Origin of the sequence: Acaryochloris thomasi RCC1774, from assembly GCF_003231495.1 — a bacterium.
In the GTDB taxonomy this organism is placed as follows: domain Bacteria; phylum Cyanobacteriota; class Cyanobacteriia; order Thermosynechococcales; family Thermosynechococcaceae; genus RCC1774.
Genome location: NZ_PQWO01000007.1, coordinates 209399 through 227688 on the forward strand (window position 1 = coordinate 209399; position 18290 = coordinate 227688).

Here is an 18290-nt window from a genome sequence, read left to right on the forward strand (position 1 = left end):
TCAAACCTATCGCGTCATAAACAATTGAGTGAAGAAAAACTGATTACCTGTACGAAAAATCCCTACCCCTGTTTCTCTAACCTCGGGTCTCAAAATATTGGCGCGGTGTCCAGGACTGTTGAGCCAACCCTGCACAATATGATCAACTGGGTCTGGAGCGTTCTCAACCCAAGCAAGGTTCTCTGCGACAAGTTGATACCGAATCCCCGCACCTTGCACGCGTTCAGCTGCTGAATTGCCGCTCGGGTCTGTATGTCCGAAAAATGAACGAGCTGCCATGTTCTGGCTGTGCCCACGGGCGACCTTAGCAAGTCTGCGGTTACCCTGCATAGGCTTCAGATCATAGGATCGGCGAATCTGATTGATTTCAGCTTGCACCCGCGCTTCCAGATTGCTTAAGCTGGCGGTAGCAACGGGTTGCCGGGGCACGGCAGAGGCGGGAACAGTTACTACGGGACGACGATTGGAAGGAATCGTACGAGCCGGCGTTCTCCGCTGAGGGACAACCACGCGGGCCGGATTAGAGCGTTTAGGCTGTGGACTGGAACAGATGCCCGGGACCGAAAACGGCAGTTTGACCGGAAGCACCACACAGCCAAGCAACATAATCTGCCAGGGTCTTTGAGAACTGAGCAGTGGAGCGTCAGCACGTGATTTTTTCTTTAGCCAAGGAATCATGTCAGATCTGCAGATGGGACAACAGCCACCACGAGACGCTCGAAGTAGGATGAAATTTTATTTATCTGGAAGAAAATATCCCTGGATACCCCTACCCCTAAGTTCCCCTACTTAATCGTTCGTAACCCAGCTGGCTAGCTCTCTTGAAGCGTTTCTTTAACCTTAAGTTCCCGCCAGGGCCTCTTTTAGACCGTCACGAACGCATTCTTGCTCAATGGTTGTCAACTCTGGAAACATGGGCAGCGATAGCACCTCATGAGCCACCTGTTCTGAATGGGGAAGCCGTCCGGGCTGATAGCCTAAGGCTGTATAAACAGGCTGTAAATGTAGGGGGAGAGGGTAATAGACCATTGAGGCAATCTCAAGATTGCTGAGGTATTGACGGATGAGATCGCGTCTCTCCCCTGATTTATTGCAGGTAATGCGAAGGGTGTACTGATTCCAGACCGATGTTGCCTCCGGTGCCACCTTTGGCAAAACGATCCCTGGTATGTGCTGCAGCAACTGATCGTAGCGTTCTGCTGCCGCCTGCCGCTGCTGGTTCCAGCGATTAAGGTATCGCAACTTAACGGACAGAATAGCAGCCTGCAAACTGTCAAGACGGCTGTTGACGCCCACTGTCTCATAGGTATACCCTCCCCGACGGCCATGATCTCGTAAAAGCCGAATTTGGGCTTCGATTTCAGGATCGTTCGTGGTAACTGCGCCTCCGTCACCGCAGGCACCCAAGTTCTTGGTGGGGTAAAAACTAAAGCAGCCCACATGACCGATTCCGCCAACGGCTTGGTCTTTCCAGGTGGCTCCAACGGCTTGGGCACAGTCTTCAATAACGTAGAGGTTGTGATCTGTGGCAATGGCCTGTAGGCAGCCCATTGCCGCTGCCTGTCCAAACAAATGGACTGGGATAATGGCCCGCGATCGCGGAGTGATCGCCGCTTCCAGTTTCTCTGGGTCCAGATTGAAGGTGTTGGGGTCAATATCGATAAAAACCGGCGTTGCTCCGACCCGGCTGATCACCTCGGCTGTGGCAATGAAGGTGAACGGGCTAGTGATCACCTCATCCCCGGGACCAATCTGGAGGGCACGAAGCGCCAAATAGAGGGCATCAGTTCCTGAGTTGCAGGCGATGCAGTGATCAGTCCCGACATATTGGGCGAACTGCTGTTCAAAGTCACTGACGGCAGCTCCACCAACGTAGTTTCCTGAAGCGAGTACTGACGCAACAGCAGCACTGATTTCAGGCTGAATCGCAGTAAACTGGCGCTCTAGATCAAGGGGTGGAATTTTGGGCACGAACGAGGATTTCTAGAGATAAAGCCAGCCTATCACCTTATCCTGGCTCTCTTGGCACTGGTATGGGCTAACTTTGAAACCGTCACAAAGACTGATTGCAAGGAATAGTCGCCTCCAAAACAGCAAAACTTTTGACGAAGGTGCATGATACGCACATGTGCCTATCGTCCCTATCCTGTTTTTGCAATGTTGAACGATACCATGATGAACCACCGCACCAAGATTGTGGCGACAATTGGTCCCGCGAGTCAGTCGCCTGAGGTGCTGAGAGAGATGGCCTTGGCCGGGATGACGGTGGCGCGACTCAACTTTTCCCACGGGAGCTATGAAGACCATGCGCAGACGGTGAAATTGTTGCGATCGCTCTCTCAAGATCTCGATACCCCCATCACCCTATTGCAAGATCTCCAGGGTCCAAAAATTCGGGTCGGTATTCTAGAACAGCCCGTTGAGCTGATCGAAGGTGAAAAGCTAACGTTGGTCCCTGTTCCTGACTTTCAGCAGCAGCCCCATACCATTCCCATTGACTATCCACATCTGGCTGAGGAGGCTCAGCTGGGAGCGCAGGTTCTACTAGATGATGGTCTCTTAGAGCTGAAAATTGAGGCTGTTTCTGAAGCGGCTGTCACCTGCCAGATTATCGAAGGAGGGTGGCTTAAAAGCCGCAAAGGGATCAACCTACCTAGTCTGGCACTGCGTCTCCCCTCCCTCACCGATAAAGATAGACAGGACTTAGAATTTGGCGTTGCCCAAGGTGTTGACTGGGTCTCCCTCAGCTTTGTTCGTCGCCCAGAGGATATCCAGCATCTCAAGCAGGTTCTCAAGGAGCTAGGCGCTGAGTCGAAGCCTGTGATTGCCAAAATAGAAAAGCCCCAGGCCATTGACCACCTAGAAGCCATCGTGAACGCTTGTGATGGTGTTATGGTGGCGCGCGGAGACCTTGGGGTGGAGATGCGTCCTGAGAAAGTGCCCAGGCTGCAAAAGCGGATCATTCGGCTCTGTAATCAGCGCGGCATCCCTGTGATTACGGCAACGCAGATGCTAGAGAGTATGATGCAGAACCCTCGTCCGACGCGGGCAGAGGTCAGTGATGTCGCCAACGCCATTATTGACGGAACCGATGCCGTGATGCTGTCGGGCGAATCTGCTGTCGGTAAGTTCCCTGCGAAGTCTGTAGAGATGCTGGCTCGAGTCGCAGCAGATGTAGAAGTGGATGCCCAATTCGTTAACTATCCGCCGACAGGAACCGACGAAACCCACGCTCTCAGCGAAGCACTAAATATCTTAGACAAGACATTGGACCTGCGCTGTATTGTCGCGGTGACGACAACCGGCTATACAGCAATGCTGGCAGCGGCGGAGCGATCAAAAGCCCCTGTCATAGCCCTGACGCCGCAGCTAGAAACCTATCATCGTCTCAATCTAGTGTGGGGTGTGCAGCCGCTCTACTGGGAGCGACCTATGGAACCCGTCGAAACTTTAATCGATCAGGTGCAAGCCTGTTTACTAGAGCGTCAGTTAGCTGCAGCAGGAGATACTGTTTTGATCTTGGGCGGCATTCCCTCTCGTGCGCGCGGGACCAATTTCTTGAAGATTCATCGGATGGGTGGCTATGAAAATCGCAGTCTTTAGCAGTAAGTCCTACGATCGCAACTTTCTCGAAGCGGCTAACTCTGAACATGAACTTGTTTTCTTTGAACCGCGCCTCACCGCAGCCACAGCTCCCCTTGCGGATGGGTTTCCAGCAGTTTGCGTGTTTATTAACGATCGGCTCCAGGCTGAGACACTGCGGCAGCTTGCAGACCAGGGTACACGCCTCATTGCCTTGCGTTCCGCAGGATTTAATAACGTAGATTTGGCGGCTGCAGCAGAGCTAGATCTCACGGTTGTGCGCGTGCCAGCCTACTCTCCCTATGCAGTGGCGGAACATGCGGTGGGACTGATTTTGATGCTCAACCGGAAGCTGAATCGCGCTTATAACCGAGTGCGGGAAGATAATTTCGCCCTAGAAGGACTGCTGGGTTTTGATCTGCATGGGGCCACGGTGGGGATTGTGGGTACAGGCAAGATCGGCCTCTGCTTTGCCCAGATCATGAATGGATTTGGCTGTCGCCTGCTAGCCTATGATGTTTACCAAAATCCTGACTGCTTGAAGCTGGGGATAGAGTATGTGACACTTCCTGAGCTGCTGGCACAGTCTGATGTGGCGTCGCTCCACTGTCCGCTGATGCCGGAGACCCATCATTTGATTAATACTGAGACGATTGGGCTTCTCAAGCCAGGGATGATGCTGATTAATACGAGTCGCGGCGGTCTGATTGATGCGGCTGCTGTCATTGGAGGCATTAAATCGGGCCAGATTGGCTATCTAGGCATTGATGTTTATGAACAGGAAGAAGATCTGTTTTTTGAAGATCTGTCGGACACCGTTATTCAGGATGACACTTTTCAGCTGCTGCAGTCTTTCCCAAACGTGGTGGTTACAGCACACCAGGCTTTCTTTACGCGGGAGGCGCTACAGAACATCGCTCAAACAACGATAGGCAACGTCTCTGATTTTGAAGCAGGTCGACCCTGCGCTAATCAGATTGAGCATCGATAAAAGTACAGCCGTTGCCAGCTGAGTTAGGGCAGCACTCCTCTACCGGGCACAGCTTCCGGGCATTTTGATGCCTTAGTCAATATGTCAAAGATTGTAAATCGGGATGGCAGGATTTGAACCTACGACATCCTGCTCCCAAAGCAGGCGCGCTACCAAGCTGCGCTACATCCCGTAACCTGAATATCCTATCACAAGGTTATGGATAAGAAACTGTTTGTGGTCTGGATTGGTTCGTGACTTTTCGCAAATCGACGACACCTCAAAGTGAGTACGGTGTTTCATGGCCTATCCCACTCCGATCAGTGATTTGAGCTGTCTAATTAATCGCAGTGGTGAGTCGTTTCGTTCTAGGAAGTTTTTCCGTATTGAAAATTCGTGAGACTGAAGATCGCATCTTTTACCTTTGGGCTTCCTTCGCCGTATAAATCGACCCAATCATAAAAGGTGAGTTCCGGTTCAAGATGGGCTTGAGGATTTTGAGCACCCTCCAGCATGATGGTGGCAATAGCCTCATAGGCTTCTTGCCAAGCATCCATCGTTGCTGGCGTCCAGTCAGAACCAAGATAGGCTGCAAAGGTCTCAAAGAGAGCTTGACCAACCAGGGGATAGTGTTCTTCTAAGGTCCCTACTTCAAAGTGCCTGGCGCCTAGACTTTTGAGTGCAGGTTCGAGTACCTCAGGACTTCTTAGGTTCTCAATGATTGCCGCGAGGGAGAAAATGAGCTTTTTCCCTTGGGCCTGCTGGCTAATATTGGCAAACAGTGGTTTTATGCCAGGATTGTGGCGAAAGAGCGTTTCATAGAAGTGGTTGGAAAAAGCGATCGCTTGAGGCCTGATCTGTTCAAACGATCTTTCGAGAAGCTCGATGTTCATAGGCGAATTACGGTAGGTTCGAAGCGAAAGAGGTACACAAGCAAGCAGCATCTAAGCTTTACTCTCTCTGACGCTGACCGAACTACGATATAGACAAAACGTGCTGGAGTAATGTCAATCTCGATACAAAGACCATCATGCTCCTTCAAGCGACTATTCCTGATTAAATGACCTTTAATGGATAGTCTTGAGAATCCTTGAACATTTTGCTATAGGTAGATCCCATCTTCCTCATCGGTTCTTAATGGAGGAGCATCGCCAAATTCAATTCGTTTGCTGGGCATTGGCAATTGCTCATCGGTGTTGGTTCCCGTGGGAGGGTCGCCAATCTCATTGTTTTTGCCTTTGACGGGGGGGAGCTTATCGACTAGCCCCATCGTGAAAGCTGTATCCGGGAGCTGCCCTGAAATATACTTCCCAGGCTGGAAGACGCGACCCGGCGTGAAGCAAATCTGCTTTAGCTCCACGACTTCGTCGGGTAAAAAGTTATCCCGAGACATTTTCCGTTCTAGGGGCATGATGACTTTCCTTAGAAGCGTTCTGGTCCTATTTTGGCATGATGGCTGTTACATCTATTGGAAAGGAGGAGAATCGAGTTGCTCTTGCTGACGTCCGTAGCGGATCTGCAGGGCCAGTCCAAGGACGATTTGCTTCATCAGCCAGTAGAAAAGGGTGAGCACGATAAAGGTAATGACGATCACGAGGGCTGGAAATTTGGAGGTGATGTCGTTGAAGGTCATCAGCAATAGGTTGCCTGGGTCTGTGATTAAGTCCCAGCTATTGAAGCGGAGAAATCGGCCCATGTAGACGCCAAGAGCTGATAGGGCATGAACCATTAATTCTGCAATGAGGACAAACTGTTTGGCTCCCTGACGCCTGAGGTAATGGCCCTGATTAATCAGCGAGATGACGTAGGCTCCAAAGCCAGCCAGAATGGCAAATAGGTGGAGCGGTATGAAGACGAGCGTGATGATCCAGATGGAGTTAATAGCGCGCGTGGCTCTAATCAGGTGAATGATGTCGGTTAGCAGATAGGGTGCATTGGGCAAGAAGGCAATAAAGACGATTAGCGCCAGCCACCAGAGGGGTGATCGCACACTCTTCCGACGCCGAAACAGCCAAAAGCTCAGCGCTAAAGGAATAAAGGCTAGGAATAAATTCCAGATAATCCAGCCACTGTAGCGATTGAAAAGTCCTAGGGCGTTGCCGAGTAGCTGTTCCATCTGCGTTGTGCTCGATTCGTAAATTTACTTTGTGCCCCCAGATACTGGGATGCTTGATTGCACATTCTTGTTCCAGTCTCTGTCTTTTTATCTGCTGAGATCGCACAATTTGCGATAATTAACTGAGTTTTGTTGGAGCTGTACCCATGACTGCTGCCCCTGGAATGGCCTCTCGGATTGTCAACGGGCTACTCGCGATTGATCCAGTGGCTAAGTTTGCCAAGCACAATGCTCGTAACATGATGATTAAGCGGGCAGAGTCGATTGGAGTGCATTGGCTGAAGGAATCAGCGGCTCTGCAGGCCCGAGGCTCTGAGGTCTGGGAGGCAGAGCGTCAGGCACTCTCGCAAGATATTGAGTATCCAGACTATTATTTAACCTCGTTTCACGCCTATGAGTCGGGCAATTTGAGTTGGGATGCGGCAACGGAGGTGGAGTCTGCGGCGCGTGCTGTTCATGCCAAAATCTGGCCTGAGCTGGAGGCTAAGGGAGATGCTCATCTGCGACAGACCTATCATGATTTGCTTCGGCAAAATATTGAGACTGACCCACAAGCTATTTTAGATGTGGGTTGTGGGGCTGGGATGAGTACGATCTCACTACAGGCAATTTACCCTGACGCTCAGATGACGGGCCTAGATTTGTCGGATTATTTTCTTGCGATCGCAAACCACCGCACTCCCCAGCAGAACATTCAGTGGCTCCACCGCCCAGCGGAAGAAACCCAGCTTCCCGACCAAAGTTTTGATCTTGTGTCTATCTGCCTAGTTGTCCACGAACTCCCGCAGGAGGCTACCCGCAAGATTCTGCAAGAAGCCCGTCGTCTCCTTCGCCCTCAGGGACACTTGGCGATCATGGACATGAACCCGCAAGCTGAATTTGTGCAGCGGTTACCGCCCTACGTACTGACGCTTCTCAAAAGTACCGAACCCTATCTGGATGACTACTTCAGTCTAGATATCGAACAGGCCGTCCAAGAATCAGGATTTATGCTCCCCAAGGTCTTTGTCAATAGTCCTCGCCATCGTACTCTGATTGCTCAGATTCAAGGTTGATAGGCTTTGCAGGAGCTACTGCTCCTGCCGCAGTCGTTGAGAATAGAAAGAGGCGGACTCGTTACCTGTGCCGCACTCTTGAGCAAAGGTGATCAGGTGGTGACTGACGATGCCGATGTGAATCAGACTTTGGATACGACCGGCTTTCAGCGCCGGCCACGCCATTTTCCAGAAGGTGCGACGGTAAGAGCCGAACAATCCGATCTTGAATAGCAGTTTGCCGAGGGTCCGAAAGCCACGCTTGATATTGAACAAAGAGAGGCGAGCCTTGCTGTTGGGCACCTCAATTCGATTTAAGAAGGTGGTGCGGTAGTGGTGGTCGAAGCGTTCGTATAAAAACTCCGGCTCATAGGCTTGGGTGATGCAGCGCCGCCACATGCCCACCACCTGCTCGTAGGGCATCAAAAAATCGACGTTGGATTCGCGGGTCTCGTCGTTGTGAATCAGCCGTCCTTCTGCCTCCAATCGCCGCCAGAGCTGCGTGCGGGGCAACGCATGCAGTAAATTGATGGTCAGGGTGGGGATTTTGGACTGGCGGATGAAAGTGAGGATGCGATCGCAAGTCTCCTCCGTGTCTGTATCAAAGCCGATAATGATTCCCGACACTACTTCCATCCCATAGCCGTTGAGCGTCTCAATTGCCTTGAGGATCGGCATACTCAGATTCTGATCTTTTGAGATCGAATGCAGCGCCTCAGGATCCGGCGTCTCAATGCCGCAGAATACCGTACAAAAATAAGCCTCACGCATCATTTCTAATAGCTTGGGGCTTTGGGCAATATTTAGCGTCGCCTCACAGGCAAACTGCACCGGATAGCCGTTCTGCTTTTGCCAGTCGACTAAGTAGGGCAACAGCTCCATAACGGCGCGGCGGTTGCCAATAAAATTATCATCGACAAAGTAAACCGCCCCCGGATTGCCCGATTCCAGCATTGCGTCTAGCTCCCGCACAATCTGCTCTGGCACTTTAAGGCGCGGGTTGTGACCGTAAAGCTCTGGGATATCGCAAAACTCGCAATGGAAGGGACAACCGCTAGAGAACTGAACGCTACCAAGAAAATATTGCTTGAGCTGAACCTGTTCGTAGGCCGGAACCGGAAACTGATCGAGGGGCAATCGCTCCTGAGTCTCAAAGCAAAGCTGCTGGTCAGGACGCTCGGTGTGCCGATCTAAATGCTTAATCAGTGCATCATCAGCATCCCCCAGCTCGCCCACCCGGAGGATATCGAAGTCTGGATAGTATTCAGGACAGCCGGAGACCGAAGGGCCGCCCACCACCGTGATTTTGTTGTATCGATGTGCGATCTCATTTATTTCATTAATCTGGGGCCGCTGAATATGCATCCCGCTGGTGATCACCACATCAGCCCATAGATAATCCGACTCTGTTGCCGCTTGAACATTTTCATCAACCAGCCGTACCTCCCAGCTTTTGGGTAAGTAAGCCGCCACCAGCAAAATTCCTTGAGGCGGCATAAAAGCCTTCACATTGCCCATGAGGGGATAGGCATGGTGAAACGTCCCGAAAGAGCGGCTATAGCGCGGAAACACACAGAGAATGCGGCGTTGATTTGCCGGGAAATAGGATATTCTTTCCTGGTGGGACTCAAAGGGAGCCTGTGGCGCCAAGGTTCCGGTCATAAGATCCTGCACTCCTCAACATTGCGATCAAAAAATTACGCCCGCTCTTGCAAGCTCAGAGGTTAAAGGTATTGACGAGTATATCGTTCGTAAATGAGAGAGCTGGCCTTACAGAAAAGCTCCCTTGTTTGTTAAGACCCGTGAATCGCTGATCCGTTCCAGAAAGACCGAGCTAGATCGAGCTGGAGGTCAATGAAGTCACAAGTAACACCGCGTACATGACCCTCGCACAGGGCCAAAAATCAATGCCTCAGTAAGCCCGCAGAGGCGCGACAAATCTCTAAAAGATTGTGTTTACTGAAAATTAACGCTAGGTTGGCATCTATAGGTGCAAGAACAGCAGGGTTCCGCCATTGTTTCAGCTCTATCTGCTAGATAGTAAACCGCCTGATTGTTTCAGCCCTGACACCTTCTGCTGGCGTTCCTGTGATTGTTGAGTATGCCAACTATCCATGACTACTATCGCATCCTAGAGCTGAAGTACGGTTCTCCGATGGAAGAGGTGAACCAAGCCTATAAAGATTTGGTGTTTGTCTGGCACCCCGACCGCATCCCCACTGAGCGCGAGCGTCTTCATGAAAAAGCCGTTGTTAAGCTGCAGCAGCTCAATGAAGCCCGTGACTTTCTAAAGGCTTATTTGCAAAAGCGATCGCGACCAGCCGCCAGCCAGCGGACCGCACAGTCAACGGCTCGCTCGACCGCATCGGCTGCGAACCGCCGCACGCAGACAACGGCCCGAACTGCAGTCCGGACCACTACGGCCCGGACTGCCGACCGCACAGCACAGACATCAACTCGACAGAGAGCCACAGCTCAAGCTACTGCAACTCGTACCGGGGGCCGCACCACCACTCGTACCTCAACCCAGCGACCGACTCAGAGATCGAGACCTGCGGCCGCTGCTAGCTATGCGACGAAATCTCCTGTCCCAACGAATAATCGTCCATCGCCGCCGCCAGCTTCACAGCCTGCTGTTAGGACACAGTCCACTCGTCATCCCCACCTGCCCGATCTCAGCGGTGTCGATCTGCAGGGATCTGATTTACAAGAAAAAGATTTGTCCGGTCGCAACCTCAGTCGCGCCAATTTGACCAAAGCCAACCTGAAAGATGCTTTCTTACACAAGATCGATCTTTCAGAGGCCAACTTGTCCCAGGCCAACTTAACGCGGGCAAACCTTCTGCAGGCTAATCTCAAAAACGCCAATTTGCGAGGCGCAAACCTGACCTGCGCTGACTTCAGCGGCTCTGACTTACGAGGTGCAGACTTAACTGGGGCCAGTATGGGCAGCAGCAGCCGAGTGATGGTGAAGCTGACGGGGGCCAACTTGTCAGGGGCCATTATGCCTAACGGGGCTGTACATCCCTAGGTTGATAGGGCAGTTTCTGTAGAATAAAAGTGAATGTTGCGGAAACCTTCTATGCTTGCTCAACTCGTCCGTCCCCTCGTTCGCACACAAATCCAGCTTTTAACCCAGACGCAATCCTCCAGCGCCAAGCTTGTTAGCATGATTTCTCAGTGGCTTGGATACTTGGGCATTCAAGCACACGTCAGTCACCTAAAAGTTGGTGACGGCAGGGTCAAGATTTCGTTAGATGTCGGTAAACCAGAGCAGTGCGAACCCCAAGAGTGGCAGCAGATTTTAGATAACATTGCTCAGACTCATGGTCGTCAAGATCACGAGTCTGAATTAACCTACGCTAATATGCCCAGCGATCAGCAACGCAAGGTAGCTCGACTATTGACCTGCGTCATTCAGGCGGGGAATCCTGAGACAGTGCCTGACCAGGATATTCTTCAGCAGCGATTGTTGAAAATGGGCTTCGACGAGTCCCTTGTGCTAGAGATTAAGGCAGCCGTGAAGGTGCCAGGTGTTTTTGAACCTCTTTTGGAAGATTTAGAGCCAGATCTGGCGGCCTTTGTACTTTCGAAGGCGATCGGCATTGCGCTGATGGATCAGGAGATTAGCCAGAAAGAAGATAGTGCACTGAAGGCTATCTATCATGTGCTGGAAAAGAAGGCCAGTGTTTCTGGTTAAATGCTGACTTGAATGAAAAAGAAAAATCTTTCTCAGACAATCAATGAGTGAGCTTTGACCGCAAAGCATCGCTTTCAGAGTTGTGGTGGACTCAACTCTTGGATTCGTTTTCCCTACCTTTCCTCATATGTTTTGGACATGCGATACCTTCTGACCCACTGTTAAGATGAGATCGCATCCTCTCGGGTCAGACGAAACTCCTCTACGTATCCCCTGAACACGGCCTCAATTTTCTTGACCGGGTGAAAGCGAAGATTGATTTTGATGAGACCTTTGTTCTAGAGATTAAGGCAGTCGTGAAGGCCTCGGATTTTTTTGACTTTTCTTTAAAGGCTTTCGAACCAGATAAGGCATATTTGTATGCTGTCTTCAAACTTATCTCAGACAGGCCAATAAAAGAATAACGACTCGTACGAATGTTAAAGAAATATTATACTTAGCGACAATATAAAGTAACTCCGTGACGCTTAGAAACCTATCTCTTTCAATGCCAACTAGTCGCTCAATGGTTTCTTGATCAAGACTCTCTACTCGTCTGAGAGGACTCTAAAAACAAGATATACTTTACTTATACGTTATTTATACATTCTCTCTATCTCAAAAGCTTTATGCTGTAGATGTATAGCTAGTTATTCTTTCTCTGCAGTTTTTTGTTGATCTTTATTTAGGAAGATTGCGGAGAGAAAGTAAGAAGAATCAAAAATCTATAGTTATGAATTTTTCTGTTGAAATTTTAGACTTAATCTCAAATTTTTTGGTGTACTACTGTACAACGTTCCTCTCTGTAAATGCTGTGATGCACTCATGGATGTTGGATAGCAGCGTGCAAATATCTAACTGAGACCGCATCGTTGATGGAACAAAGATATGCCAGGAGGAATCTGTAACAACTTCATTAATCTTGCGCTCACGCTGAATGGGCAAGCCCCCCAATGGGATCTGACGCTAGTATGGCTGCATACTCTATCTGAAGCCTGTATCGCTTCGGCATATTTCTCGATTTTATTGGCGCTCATCTATTTTGTTCACCAGCGGAAAGACCTGCATTCCTGGATCTTTCCGCTATCTGGGGCCTTCGCTTTCTTCGGTGGCTTGACCCATATCATGGAAGCCTATGCACTATGGTGGTATCCAAACCATTGGGTATCAGGCGTCATTAAATTCCTGACCGCCGTTATTTCATTAGTGATGGCAGCTGCGATGATTCCTATCATCCCCCAGGCATTGACTCTTTCGAGTCGTGCAGAATTGGAAGTGGCTAAGGCAGAGTTAGAAGATCGTGTTCTCGAGCGAACGCAGGCGCTGCAGATTAGTGAGGAGCGCCTTCAACTGGCCCTTGACGGCTCTGGTGATGGGGGCTGGGACTGGAATATTTCTACAGGGGCTTTGTTTCTTAGTACCCGATGGCAGGAAATGTTGGGCTACGGCGCCAATGAACTATCTGGAGAAGTGAGTGCTTGGGAGAGCTTAATTCATCCAGAAGATAAGTCAAGAGTCATGAAAGTACTAGAGCATCATCTTCAGGACAGTCGCGTGTCCTATGCTTTTGACTATCGCGTAAAAATGAAGTCAGGAGAATGGAAGTGGATAGGGAATTATGGCCGAGTTGTGGCCCGAGATGCGCAAGGTGCAGCGCTTCGTATGGCCGGAACTCATAAAGACATTAGCAACCGCAAACACTATGAGCAGAAGCTTTCAGACTCGCTGGACGAAAAAAATATCATGCTGCAGGAGATTCACCATCGGGTAAAAAATAATTTGCAGGTGATTTGCAGCTTACTTAGTTTACAAACTCAAAGTAATACCGATCCGAAGATAATAAAGATTATGCAAGAAAGTCAGGATCGGGTTAGATCGATGGCCTTAGTCCATGAAAATCTATACTTGTCTAGAGAATTTTCAAACATTGATCTTGAAAGCTATGTGAATGACTTGACGAAGAATTTATTGCGTTCTTATCGTTCTAAAATAAGCCTGACAAAGATTGACGTTTCTATCTCAGACCTGCGTCTTGACATCGATAGTGCGGTTCTCTGTGGATTGATCATAAATGAGCTGGTGTCTAATGCTCTGAAATATGCTTTTCACCAGCGTCAAAATGGAGAGATTTGCATCAAAATGGCCGAAAGAAACAGACAGGATATAATGTTGACGGTTACTGATAACGGTATCGGTTTACCCTCTGATATCAATATTGAGAAAACCGAGACAGTCGGCCTCCAAATGGTCAAGGCGTTGACGCAACAAATGTCAGGAACTCTCAGTATTAGCCGATGCCCAGGGACTTCGTTCTGTATTACTTTTCCTCAAGTTTTTTCGTGATTCTTTTTTGCGGCTATATCTATGATTGAATCTGAAATAATATCTGCTTCTATCGCCACACCTGCAAGGATCTTGATTGTTGAAGATGAAGGTCTCGTGGCCCTAGATATAAAACAGCGCCTACTTGACTTAGGCTATCAAATTGCCGGGATAGCTGAAACCGGAAAAGCTGCGATCAGGCAAGCTTTAGACTCCGAGCCTGATTTAGTTTTGATGGATATTCGACTCAAGGGAGAAATGGATGGAATTGAAGCGTCAACCTCTATTACCGCTCAACTTGATGTTCCCATCATCTTTCTCACAGGGTTTGCCGATCAGCAAACCCTTGATCAGGCTAAAGAAACGTTTCCCTTTGGCTATATCCTTAAGCCCTTCGATACGGTTGATCTATTCACGGGTATTGAGATTTGCCTTAAACGGCATCAGTTAGAAAAAGCTGTAAAGCATCAAAAAAATTGGCTAGATATTGTCCTTGAAAGCATTGGAGATGCTGTTGTAGCTACTGATAATAATGGCGCTGTGACTTATATGAATCGAGTTGCTGAGTCGATTACCGACTGGCAAAGAATAGATGCGTTGGGTCGAGATGCCAATGATGTTATGCCTTTGATGCTAGGTCATACAAAAGATGCCATAGAAAACCCTCTTAAGCAGGTTTTGAGGGAGGGGCAAGGGGTTGTGCTACCGGAAAATACTTTTCTCATTACTAAAAATAAGAAAGAGGTTCCAATTGAAGATAGTGCTGTTCCTATATTAGATGCAGACAATCAGTCCCATGGTGCTGTGATTGTCTTTCGAGATATCACGAAGCGGCTGCAGACGGATCAAGAACTCTTTCATCACGCTTACTATGACGCATTGACAAACTTGCCAAATCGCTCACTATTCATGGATCGCCTTCAACATCTGGTTGATCTCAACCAACGGTATCCGAACTGTAGCTTCGCTGTGCTGTTTGTTGATTTAGATCGATTTAAGTTGATAAATGATAGCTTAGGTCACCCTATTGGTGATCAGCTATTGATCCTCACGGCTCAACGGCTGCAAAAATGTCTGCGACCGACAGATACTGTTGCTCGATTTGGTGGGGACGAGTTTGCTGTCTTATTAGAACAGATTGTAGATCTTGAGAGTGTTCGCCTACTTGCAGAGCGTATTAATCAGGAACTTGGGGAGACCTTTCATCTCGAAAATTATGATCTTTTTAATTCTGCCAGTATTGGCATTGTCCAGTGGCATCCTCGATATAAACAGGCCGAAGAACTGATTCGTGATGCCGACACCGCCATGTACCAAGCTAAGGCTAATGGTAAGGGATGTTATGCTGTTTTTGATGCTGCGATGCATACTCTGGTTAGAGGGCAGCTCACGCTAGAAAATGAGCTTCGGTGGGCTATTCCTAATAACCAATTAACCCTTGAATACCAGCCAATTATTTCATTGGCTGATCAGGAGATTATCGGTTTTGAAGCTCTTGTTCGCTGGCAAAACCCGCAGCGAGGACAGATTTCGCCAGGGGTGTTTATCCCTATCGCAGAAGAAACAGGACTCATTGTTCATTTGGACTGGTGGGTTCTTCGCCAGGCTTGTCAGCAAATGAAAATTTGGCAAGATCAGTTACCGCCTGGGAAAAAATTAGAAATTAGTGTTAACCTTTCAAGTCACCATTTCTCACTCCCGAATGTAGTCGAACGAATTGAGAAGATTCTAAATGACACAGGAATGTCTGCTGCTAGCTTGAAGTTAGAAATTACTGAAAGAATACTTATTAAAAATCCTGACTCAGTTGCCCAGATTTTGTTGAATTTAAAGCGCTTGGGTATTCGTATTCATATGGATGATTTTGGTACAGGCTATTCGTCTCTAAGCTATTTGCATAAATACGATATTGATACTATTAAAATTGATCGGTCCTTTATCCAAAACCTGGACTGCAGTGCTGAAAGCTTGGAGATTGTGCGCACGATTGTGCTGCTGGCTCATGCCTTAAAAATGGATGCGATTGCAGAAGGTGTTGAAACGGCTGAGCAACTTGCAATGGTCAAAAAACTGGGCTGTGAATATGTGCAGGGGTACTATTTCTCTCAATCGATGACCTGTGAGCAGGTGATGACCTTGGTTGCTCAGAAGCAGTTCAAGCTTGATCCTGTGTCTCCGCAGGATTGACCCGAGTCGCTTCAGATCGCAAACCCTGGTTCTAATTTGAGATGATAGGGAGAATAAACTGAGATTCTAGCGTTCCCTATTATGCCTGCTCTTTCCATTCCCGGGTTTGAATCCTTAGAGGCTGCTCTCAAACACTTTTTTGGTTACGATACTTTCCGGCCCGGGCAGCAGGATGTGATGGCGGCGGCCCTGCAGAATCAAGATCTGCTGGTGATCATGCCCACGGGAGGTGGAAAATCCCTGTGCTTTCAGCTTCCGGCCTTGCTGAAGTCGGGGCTAACGATTGTGGTGTCTCCTTTGATTGCGCTGATGCAGGATCAGGTGACGGCGCTGGAAGCCAATGATATTGCGGCAACGTTTCTCAACAGCAGTTTGGGGGCTGTGGAAGCTCGGGAAAGATGCGATCGCATCCTCTCTGGCACCGTCAAACTTCTCTACGTCGCCCCCGAACGCCTGCTCAACGAAGGATTTCTCAACTTTCTCGATCAGGTGAAAGCCAAGGTTGGCTTGGCGGGCATTGCCGTCGATGAAGCCCACTGCGTTTCAGAATGGGGCCATGACTTCCGCCCTGAATATCGCCGCCTTGCCGAAATCCGGCAGCGCTATCCTGACGTTCCTGTGACCGCCCTGACCGCCACTGCCACTGAGCGCGTTCGGGGAGATATTTTGCATCAGCTCCGACTTCAAGATCCCCACGTTCATGTCTCTAGCTTTAATCGCCCCAATCTTTACTACGAAGTGCGGCCTAAAGAGCGAAATTCATACAACTCCCTTTATCAAGAGATTCGCCAACAAGATGGAGCCTCAGGCATTATCTACTGCCTCAGTCGGCGCGAAGTCAATGAACTCACCGAACGTCTGCAGGATGACGGCATTAGCGCCCTGCCCTATCACGCGGGCCTCAAGGATGCCGATCGCAGCCAAAACCAAGACCGCTTTATTCGAGACCACGTTCAGATCATGGTTGCCACCGTTGCCTTCGGCATGGGTATTAATAAGCCCGATGTTCGGTTCGTCATTCACTACAATCTGCCGCGCAACATTGAGAGCTACTACCAAGAAGCAGGACGTGCCGGACGGGACGGTGAATCCTCACGCTGTCTGCTTTACTTCAGCCTCAAAGATATTCACACTCTCGACTGGTTGATTGACCAAAAGGTCGATGCCAACGGGCAACCGCTCGAAAACGAACAGCGGGTGGCGCGGCAGCAAATGCGTCAGATGATTGACTATGCCGAGAGTACAGAATGTCGGCGCACCATCCAGCTTGGCTACTTCGGCGAAACCTTTGCTGGCAACTGTGGCGAGTGCGACAACTGCCGTCACCCTAAACCCGTCGAAGACTGGACCGTGGAGGCGCAGAAGTTCCTCTCCTGCGTGGCCCGCTGTAAAGAGCGATTTGGCATGAACCACATTATTGATGTACTGCGCGGCTCTAAAAGTCAGAAGGTGCTGAGTCGGGGGCATAATCGGCTTTCGACCTACGGTATTGGAAATGATAAGACGGCGGATCAGTGGCGACGGTTGGGGCGATCGCTGTTGCATCAAGGTCTGGTTGCTGAAACCACTGACGGTTATCCAGTGCTGAAGCTGAATAACCAAAGCTGGGCGGTTTTGAAGAAAGAGCGTGTTGTGCAGGTTGCGGTGCCCCGAACACCGGAAAAAGATCCGACTCAGGTGGATCTGAAGCGTTCAGAGGTGGAGGCTTTGTTCATGCGGTTGCGATCGCTTCGCAAGCGGTTAGCGGATGAGCAGTCGGTTCCCCCCTACGTCGTTTTCGGCGATTCCAGCCTTAAGTTTATGGCTCAACAGCAGCCTCAGACTTTAGCTGATTTTGGACAAATTTCGGGGGTCGGCCAGCGCAAACTGGAGCAGTACGGCGAGATTTTCACTGAAGAGATTCGAGCCTATCGCCAAGAGCAGGGGCTACCCGTGGTGGCGGCAGAGATCATAGAACAAGAAGACTTGCCCAAACGCAGAGAGCGTCCGAAATCTACGCAGCTATCGAACACCTTAGCAATGACGTTAGCGCTGCATCAGCGAGGGGAGACACCTGAACAGATTGCTCAGCAACGGGGTGTGAAAGTGACGACGGTCTTTAATCATCTGGGAGAACTGTTGGAGAAGGGGCAGCCAGTGGTGCTAGAGCAACTCGTGCCAGTTGATCGCCAAGCTTCGATTATGCAGGCGATAGAGCAAGTTGGCCCTGACTATTTAGGACCGATTCGTGAGCATTTAGGGGAGCAGTATGAGTACAGCGAAATCAAATTAGTTCGAGCTTGGTGGCAGCAAAATCAAAAAGCGTAGAACTCAGATTCGCTATAAATCAGGCTGTATTCTGGCTCCAACGGTAGATTTTAGCCCTGTGGGCAACAAAGGTTTATTATTCAAGTCTGAGTG

Annotated in this window: 13 protein-coding genes, 1 tRNA gene and 1 pseudogene; 8 read left to right on the plus strand and 7 right to left on the minus strand. The window is 49.5% G+C overall.

The features are described 5' to 3' along the window. Positions 1–6 precede the first annotated feature (6 nt). Positions 7–678, minus strand: coding sequence for a CAP domain-containing protein (locus tag C1752_RS13345; RefSeq protein ID WP_110986562.1), 672 nt, complete (start codon positions 676–678; stop codon positions 7–9). Between the two features lie 162 nt (positions 679–840). Then, positions 841–1971 carry a DegT/DnrJ/EryC1/StrS family aminotransferase gene (locus tag C1752_RS13350; protein WP_110986563.1) on the minus strand — a complete coding sequence of 377 codons (1131 nt, stop codon included), beginning with the start codon at positions 1969–1971 and terminating at the stop codon, positions 841–843. A gap of 144 nt (positions 1972–2115) precedes the next feature. On the opposite strand from C1752_RS13350, the gene pyk reads away from it, so the two are divergent. Both pyk and C1752_RS13360 read left to right on the plus strand, forming a co-directional pair. Next, positions 2116–3603: a pyruvate kinase gene (gene pyk, locus C1752_RS13355; protein WP_315865260.1), complete on the plus strand. Its 1488-nt coding sequence runs from the start codon at positions 2116–2118 to the stop codon at positions 3601–3603. Continuing rightward, positions 3584–4573 (plus strand): 2-hydroxyacid dehydrogenase, encoded by a 990-nt coding sequence (locus C1752_RS13360; RefSeq protein ID WP_110986564.1) that lies wholly within the window; start codon positions 3584–3586, stop codon positions 4571–4573. Before pyk ends, C1752_RS13360 begins: the two co-directional genes overlap by 20 nt. A gap of 98 nt (positions 4574–4671) precedes the next feature. Here C1752_RS13360 and C1752_RS13365 read toward each other — a convergent pair. The 4 genes and pseudogenes from C1752_RS13365 to C1752_RS13380 form a co-directional block, all read right to left on the minus strand. Further along, positions 4672–4745, minus strand: a tRNA-Pro gene (locus tag C1752_RS13365). A gap of 175 nt (positions 4746–4920) precedes the next feature. Further along, positions 4921–5445: a globin family protein gene (locus C1752_RS13370; RefSeq protein ID WP_110986615.1), complete on the minus strand. Its 525-nt coding sequence runs from the start codon at positions 5443–5445 to the stop codon at positions 4921–4923. Positions 5446–5771: 326 nt separating this feature from the next. Continuing rightward, positions 5772–5963 (minus strand): annotated as a pseudogene (locus C1752_RS30290) (hypothetical protein); the annotation flags it as partial. Positions 5964–6017: 54 nt separating this feature from the next. Then, entirely contained in the window at positions 6018–6668 is a 651-nt protein-coding gene (locus C1752_RS13380; protein ID WP_110986565.1) for a DUF1361 domain-containing protein, read from the minus strand. A gap of 146 nt (positions 6669–6814) precedes the next feature. Here C1752_RS13380 and C1752_RS13385 point away from each other — a divergent pair, with 146 nt between their 5' ends. After that, the gene (locus tag C1752_RS13385; protein WP_110986566.1) at positions 6815–7723 is read left to right on the plus strand and encodes a class I SAM-dependent methyltransferase; all 909 of its coding nucleotides are present in this window, start codon (positions 6815–6817) and stop codon (positions 7721–7723) included. A gap of 15 nt (positions 7724–7738) precedes the next feature. On the opposite strand, the gene C1752_RS13390 is transcribed toward C1752_RS13385, so the two are convergent. Further along, positions 7739–9364, minus strand: a complete 1626-nt coding sequence (locus tag C1752_RS13390; protein ID WP_110986567.1) for a B12-binding domain-containing radical SAM protein — start codon at positions 9362–9364, stop codon at positions 7739–7741. A 439-nt stretch (positions 9365–9803) separates the two neighbouring features. On the opposite strand from C1752_RS13390, the gene C1752_RS13395 reads away from it, so the two are divergent. The 5 genes from C1752_RS13395 to recQ all read left to right on the plus strand — a co-directional run bounded on the left by C1752_RS13395 (position 9804) and on the right by recQ (position 18197). Further along, positions 9804–10733 carry a pentapeptide repeat-containing protein gene (locus tag C1752_RS13395; RefSeq protein ID WP_110986568.1) on the plus strand — a complete coding sequence of 310 codons (930 nt, stop codon included), beginning with the start codon at positions 9804–9806 and terminating at the stop codon, positions 10731–10733. A gap of 51 nt (positions 10734–10784) precedes the next feature. Next, positions 10785–11402, plus strand: coding sequence for a hypothetical protein (locus tag C1752_RS13400; RefSeq protein WP_110986569.1), 618 nt, complete (start codon positions 10785–10787; stop codon positions 11400–11402). Between the two features lie 867 nt (positions 11403–12269). Next, entirely contained in the window at positions 12270–13724 is a 1455-nt protein-coding gene (locus C1752_RS13405) for a sensor histidine kinase (RefSeq protein WP_110986570.1), read from the plus strand. 21 nt (positions 13725–13745) lie between these two features. Beyond that, positions 13746–15890 (plus strand): putative bifunctional diguanylate cyclase/phosphodiesterase, encoded by a 2145-nt coding sequence (locus tag C1752_RS13410; RefSeq protein ID WP_110986571.1) that lies wholly within the window; start codon positions 13746–13748, stop codon positions 15888–15890. An 81-nt stretch (positions 15891–15971) separates the two neighbouring features. Beyond that, positions 15972–18197 carry a DNA helicase RecQ gene (recQ, locus tag C1752_RS13415; RefSeq protein WP_110986572.1) on the plus strand — a complete coding sequence of 742 codons (2226 nt, stop codon included), beginning with the start codon at positions 15972–15974 and terminating at the stop codon, positions 18195–18197. Positions 18198–18290: the final 93 nt, after the last annotated feature.